Origin of the sequence: Daejeonella sp. (assembly GCF_046590655.1) — a bacterium.
Taxonomy (GTDB): domain Bacteria; phylum Bacteroidota; class Bacteroidia; order Sphingobacteriales; family Sphingobacteriaceae; genus Daejeonella.
The window spans coordinates 35,394-42,619 of sequence record NZ_JBKJUM010000112.1 but is presented as its reverse complement, the minus strand read 5'-3'; the positions used below and the strand labels follow the sequence as shown (position 1 = coordinate 42,619).

Below are 7,226 nucleotides of genomic sequence, written 5' to 3'. Positions count from 1 at the left end.
TTAAAACACTGTTCATGCATATTAAAACTAAATGGTATAGTAGTTGAGAACTCCCATTGCATGAATGAATATTTCCTGATTTTGACTCTTTTCGGGCTGGCGGCTTTTGGGATGGCCTGGATGCCAGCTATATCAAAGCTCACCGGAATATCTTACTCGATAATTTATCTCATCGCGGGTATACTCATTTATTACTTCTTTCCGGATGTACTACCAGCTCCTGATGTGCTGTCAAAGGAAGGGTTAACAGTGCGGTTTACTGAAATGATAGTTATTATTACATTAATGGGTACAGGCCTGAAGATAGATCGTTCGTTTTCCCTAAAGAACTGGTCGACTCCGCTAAGGCTTATCGGTATTGCAATGCTTCTGTGCATTGCGTTTGCGGCACTGTTAGGTTATACGATGTTGAGTCTCAACCTTGGGTCAGCGTTATTGTTGGGAGCTGCATTGGCACCTACAGATCCGGTTCTGGCTTCTGATGTGCAAGTTGGACCACCAAATGAACGCATTAAGTCTGAAACCAAATTTTCTTTAACAGCTGAAGCGGGGCTTAACGATGGGATGGCATTTCCATTTGTATGGCTTGCGATTATCATTGCCGGAGCAAATAATAGCATCGGCGAGGGTGATGTCTTTTCCTGGCTGGGCTATCACTTTTTTTATAAGATCATTTCGGGGATCATAATAGGATATTTGTTGGGTAGGGTAGCTGGCTATATTGTTTTTATCGTTTCAGAAAAGTTCCCTGCTTTAAAAACGCGGGATGGATTTCTTGCAATTTCATTGACTTTGATAGTTTACGGAATAACAGAACTTGCACACGGTTATGGTTTCATTGCCGTGTTCATAAGTTCCATAACTTTGCGGCACTTTGATAAGCGACATGACATTCACTATGAACTTCATTCATTTGTTGATCAAACCGAACGTCTTTTTGTTGCAATGATCCTGATTCTATTTGGAGGCGCATTAGTAAGCGGTATTTTAGATCCGCTAACCTGGGAGATGGTATTGTTTACTTTGGCTTTCGTACTTGTAATAAGACCAGGAGCGGCATTTGCCAGCCTCATTGGATCGGATATTCACATAAAAGAAAAATTAGCGATCAGTTTTTTTGGTATCAGGGGGATTGGATCAATTTTTTACCTTGGCTTTGCATTTCAGCAGAACTATTTTGGACATGAAAGGGATATATGGGCCATAGTAGCGTTCACTATTCTTGTATCGATTTTAATCCATGGCATTACAGCTACACCTGTTATGAGACACCTAAAACAGGAAATTCCGTATGAAAGGGAGCCGGAATAAAGCCATTCGCTTTTCTGGAAGTGTATAGTGCCTAAAGACATCCCATTCCTCGCGTAACACGAAAGTGTTAGTGCAAAACTAACTCAATGGAACTATTTACGATTTAATTTTATTTATAGGCCGTTCTCGCCAAGTATACTATGAACAAGATTTATTTATCGTGTAGAATTTGAGATTATAATGCACTAATTAATGGTTTAGAATAAAAAAACTATGCACCTTTATTATTCTTTGTAGCGCAACTGCCCGAGTCTAGTATTCTTACAGATTGTAGAAAAAAGTAGGGGAAAGGTTCCTTGTGAACAGTTTTCGCCAAAAATCACAAACTTGATTTATGGTAGATTCGAATATTTGGTTAAATATCCTTCAGTCATCACCACTGCCAACTGCGGTATTTAGCATTTCTGAAAGCAGTAATAATTTAGTATTTGCGAACAAAGCTTATTATGAGCTCCTCGGAATTCGGGAAGGCGCCATTATTAAAAAATCCGCTGCCGATATATTTAGCTCCAAAAACATCGATGTAAACGTCGATTTTATTGCAGGCTTAGAGTTATCGTTTAAAAATGTATTTGAATCCGGTATAGCAAATAAAATGCCTATTAGCAAATTAGGTATTCGTTATCAGGACAGCGATGTTGCGGTTACCGTTTACATCGATTTTGAACATTCGCCAATTGAAAAAGGAGGTGTGGTCAAATATGTCAGTCAAAGCTTAATCAAACAAGAAAAGGCGCCTGAAATCTCCTTTCAAACCACTGATACAATCAATGGAGAACTAAACCGTGCTGAATTAATTGAAACCATCTTGCAGAATCTTCCAATTGGAATAGCCGTAAACAAGATTGACAGTGGAGAAGCAACCTTTATTAACAATCAGTTTAGTGAAACTTATGGTTGGAGTGAAAAAGAACTTGTTGATACAAAGAGTTTTTTTGACAAGGTCTATCCCGATCCGGTGTATCGGGCCAAAATCCTTAAAATGGTTATTGATGATATCAACTCGGGCGAAGTTTCCAGGATGGAGTGGGATAATATTGAAGTAACCACAGCTACAGGGGAAAAGCGAATTATCAAGGCAAAAAATATCCCCTTATTTGATCAGAATTTAATGATCTCGACGGTAATTGACATTACACTGCAGGCCAGACAAGCTGCAGAGATCAGGAACACGAAGGCCAACCAGGACGCTCTCATCAACAGTTCCGACGACCTGATGTGGTCGGTAAATACTGAATGTAAAATTATTACGGCAAACAAGGCTTTCCTCAAAAGCTTAAAGCATACGACGGGCAGGGATCTCCAGAAAGGTGATTCAGTACTGGACGATGTTTTTGGTGATGAAATCAACAGGAAATGGTTAGCTTATTATGATCGAACTATCGCGGGAGATAACTTCATTTCTAAAGAAGAGTATTTTAACCCCTTAAAAAACCGGATCGATTATTTGGTTGTATCATTCAGCCCGATGCGTAATGACCAAGGTGAAATTTTTGGAGCAGCCTGTTATTCAAAAGATATTACTGATGATACGCTAGCGCTAATTGCTCTGCAAAAAGCCCGTAACGAAACCCATAAAATAATGGAATCGTCTCTTGATGTTATCTGTACTGTTGATGCGAATGGATGTTTCGTCAACGTGAGTGCAGCGGCAACGAAGATTTGGGGCTACCATCCGGAAGAGCTTGTCGGAAAACGCTATATGAACCTGGTGTATGTAGAAGATAGAGCTTTAACAATTGAAACTTCAAGGGATATTATGGGCGGCACGGAAACGACAAATTTCGAAAACCGTTACGTTAAAAAAGATGGATCACTGGTAACAATCTTATGGTCGGCGCGCTGGGACAATACAGATCAGATTATGTACTGTATTGCCAGAGATGCTACTGAAATGAAACTCGCAGAAAATCGGCTGCTGCAAAGTCAAAAGAGGTATCGCAGTTTGGTTGAAAACGGGGCTGACTCTCTAGTAATTTTGGATATAACGGGTCGCGCGACCTATGTATCGCCTTCGGTAACGCGCATTTTGGGCTACAGTGAGGAAGAAATAGTTGAGATGGACATCAACAGTCTGTTTCATCCGGATGACCGGGAGGAAGCTATACTTAAACGTGAAGAATCGATTCGAAAACCGGGTGAGACGATAATCGGCTGCACTTCCAGAATCCGGCATAAAAATGGTTCATGGCGATGGATTGAAGCATCTCTCACTAATATGCTGCACGATCCAATGATCAATGGAATTGTCGATAATTTCAGAGACATTACGGAAAGAGTAGAGACAGAACTTGAGAAGAACCTTCTGATCAGTAATACGGAGGAATCTTTTGTACTTCTTAATATGGATCTTGAAATTGTTACCTTCAATGATCAATTCTTTAAGTTATATAAGAACTTTTTTAGCAAGGTTGTAGAAAAAGGCAAGTCTATTTTGACTTACGCACAGCCCGAGAGGCGTCCGATAGTTGCGGGCATTTACAAGAGAGTGCTCCTGGGTGAAACTGAGAATTCAGAAATGGATGTAGTGGACCCATCTACTATTGAAAAGCGGACTTTCTCGATAAACTTTAAGCCCGCCAAAAATTCTTCAGGCGAAATTATCGGTGCATTTGTAACAGCCGCTGACATAACGGATAGAAAATTGGTGCTGAAGAAATTGACGGATTCGGAGGAGAGTTACAAACTTCTTTTCCAGTCTAGTCCGCTCCCAAATTTCGTTTATGATCTTGCCGATTTTCAAATATTAGATGTTAACGATAGCGCTACAGAACAGTACGGGTTTTCACGATCCGAATTACTAAGCATGTCCATTCTCGACATTACGGTTGAACACGAAAGAAAGAAAATTATTGAGCTTCATAAACAGAGTCAATTCACAGACCGTGCGGTAAACTTCGGAATTTTTGCGCAGTTCAAAAAGAACGGCGACCTCATTCAATCCAATATCTCAGGCTATAAAATTAATTTTGGAGGCCAGCACTGTATGCTGATAGCATGTAATGATGTCACCGAAAAGGAAAGAGCATTCCAGCGTATTAAAGAAAATGAGTCTAAATTACTTGCTTCCCAAAAAATCGCTAAAGTTGGCTATTGGCAGTCCTTCCCTGGCAGTAAGGAATTGTATTGGTCGGATGAGGTTTACAATATATGGGAGCTTGATAAAAAAGCTTTTAATTTAGATTACGATACTTATTTCAATACCATTCACCCTGATGATCGTGAAGAGTTTTTAAGGAGCCGTGAAAAGGCGTTTGAAAAGGGACTCGAGTATGATCTGGAACATCGAATTATACTCACTGACGGGTCGATTAAATGGGTCCATGCCCTCGGTAATTTAATTAAGGATGAACAGGGTGAAATTAAAGTCTTTGAAGGAACCGTTCAGGACATAACTAAAGATAAACTTATACTCGAAAAGCTGCTTATCAGTGAAGCACGTCACCGGAGTATTTTCGACTCGCAGACTAACTATATGATTCGTACGGATTTGGACGGTAACTATAGTTTTGTTAACAATAAATTCCTGCAGGATTTTGGATGGTTGTATGAGGGCGAAGAAATCCTTGGTCAAAATGGCATGACTTCAATTCTTGAACATCACCGTGAACGGGTAGCTGAAACCGTAAATAAGTGTTTTGCAAAACTGAATGAAGTCTTTCAGGTATTCATTGATAAACCCCGGAAGGACGGGATAGGCGTAGTTACTACTGTATGGGATTTTATATGCCTTACCGATTCGAAGGGTCAGCCGAACGAGATACAGTGTGTGGGGATCGATGTTTCGGAATGGAAAAGGGCTCAGGAGGAACTGGAAGAGAGTAACGCACGTTATGAGTATGTTACCCGCGCTACCTCAGACGCGATATGGGATTGGGATCTTAGAACTGATGAAATGTATCGGGGAAGCGGATTCCAAACTTTATTTGGATACTCTTATGAAAAGGTTGAAAGTCGTGGCACTTTTCTGAAAGAGCACATTCATCCCGAAGATATTAATGATGTTCTCCGTAGTATTGAAACAATCATAAATGGAAATCAGGAAACATGGATCCTGGAATATCGACTTAGAAAGTTTAACGGTAAATTTGCATTCGTACAGGACAAAGGCATTTTAATCAGAGATAAAAGCGGAACCCCCATAAAAATGGTGGGAGCAATGCAGGATATAAGTGAGAGTAAGATTGCCGAAAAGCAAAAGTTATTGCATGCAGAGACAAGCATGCTCTTCAATCAGCCCGAAGCTCAATTAAACGATATATTGGAGCGGGTTCTCAAGCATATATTAGATTTCGGGGATATAGCAATTGCTGAGATATGGCTGCTGAGTTCTGATAAACAGCAAATTATCTTAAGCTCCCGAAGTACCAGAGGCGCGAACTTCGACGTCTTCTACGAGGAAACTTTTGACATTAAAAGATTTGTACCCGGGACAGGATTGCCCGGAAAAGTTTGGGAGAGCCGCGAAGTACAGTTATGGGATGCAATAGATAAGGATCCAAAATTTATCCGGCATACTGCGGCTAAAATTGCAGCTTTAAAAACAGCTGTTGGCTTACCACTTGTTTATAACGATGAATTTATTGGAGTATTTGTACTCTTCCATCAGGGTGGAGGTGAAAGTCTGTTGGAACATGTAGCCTTCCGCGCTGGCTTTTGTCAGCATTTGAGTTCAGAAATTAAAAGGAAGCAACTGGATCAGGAGCTCAAACAGATATTCAGTTTTGCGCCAGATGTGATTTCAGTGATTGGTACAGATGGTTTCTTCAAAAAGATAAACCCTGCTGCATGCGAGATGCTGGAATATAGTGAAGAAGAACTTTTGTTACAACCTGTAAAAGATTTCATACATCCGGAGGACCAACATAAAACACGGCAGGTTGTTCGTAGTTTCATAACTAATACCGATACTTTCTATTTCGAAAACCGTTACATAACCAAATCTGGCAAAGTAATCTGGCTCGCATGGACCAGCACTCCATCGCCGGAAGAGGACCTTATGTTTGCTGTTGCAAAGAATATAACAGAAAAGAAAAATCTCGAAGTACTCCTGGAAAAATCAAATAGCCTTGCTGAAATTGGGAGTTGGGAAATTGATATTCAAAATAATTCTCTCTATTGGTCTACGGTTACAAAACAGATCCATGAAACAGACACTGATTTTGAACCTGACATCGACACAGCAATTAATTTCTATACTGAGGGATATAGCAGGGATTCCATTAGAAATGCTGTCGAGGAAAGTCAAAAAAACGGAACAGCCTGGGACATGGAGCTTCAGATCGTCACCGCAATTGGAAATCAACGATGGGTGAGGACTTTGGGGGAAGCAGAATTTGTAAATGGGAGTTGTGTGAAGTTATATGGCAGTTTTCAAAACATTACACACCGGAAGGTTGCAGAAATCGAGCTTCTGAAAATTTACGAGGAAAAGAACACTATTCTTGAAAGTATTCAGGATGGTTTTTTTGCACTCGACAAGAACTGGATAGTCACTTATTGGAATCACGAAGCACAAAATCTGACTTTATTAAAGCGCTCTGAGATTTTGAATAAAAATCTTTGGGACGTATTCGAAGTTGCATTAGATCTGAAATTTTATTCTGAGTTTCATAAAGCCGTAAACGAAAATGTACCTGTACGGTTTGAAGAATACTTTGCACCGCTTAACCGGTGGTTTGAGGCTAGTGCCTTTCCTTCAGATGATGGATTAACGGTCTATTTCCGGCACATATCCAACAGGAAGAGTATTGAGTTTGAATTGTCGCAATTCAAAAAAATTATTGACAATTCTAAAGATGGTATCGCTATCGCGGATATTGAGGGCAAAATTACCTACCTAAATCCAGCTTTTTCGATCCGATCATTCACGACCGCCCGGAGACTATCTATGCCAACAGGAAACTTGTAGGTCA

The 7,226-nt window shown here is 40.2% G+C and carries 2 protein-coding genes; both read left to right on the top strand.

Features of this window, described 5'->3' with window-relative positions; translation table 11 throughout:
• Positions 1 to 1,311: cation:proton antiporter (locus ACLL8Z_RS11000; protein WP_411274834.1), on the top strand; the 1,311-nt coding region annotated here is incomplete at its 5' end.
• A 334-nt stretch (positions 1,312 to 1,645) separates the two neighbouring features.
• Complete coding sequence (locus ACLL8Z_RS10995; RefSeq protein WP_411274833.1) at positions 1,646 to 7,222, top strand: PAS domain S-box protein; 5,577 nt, start codon at positions 1,646 to 1,648, stop codon at positions 7,220 to 7,222.
• Positions 7,223 to 7,226 lie beyond the last annotated feature (4 nt).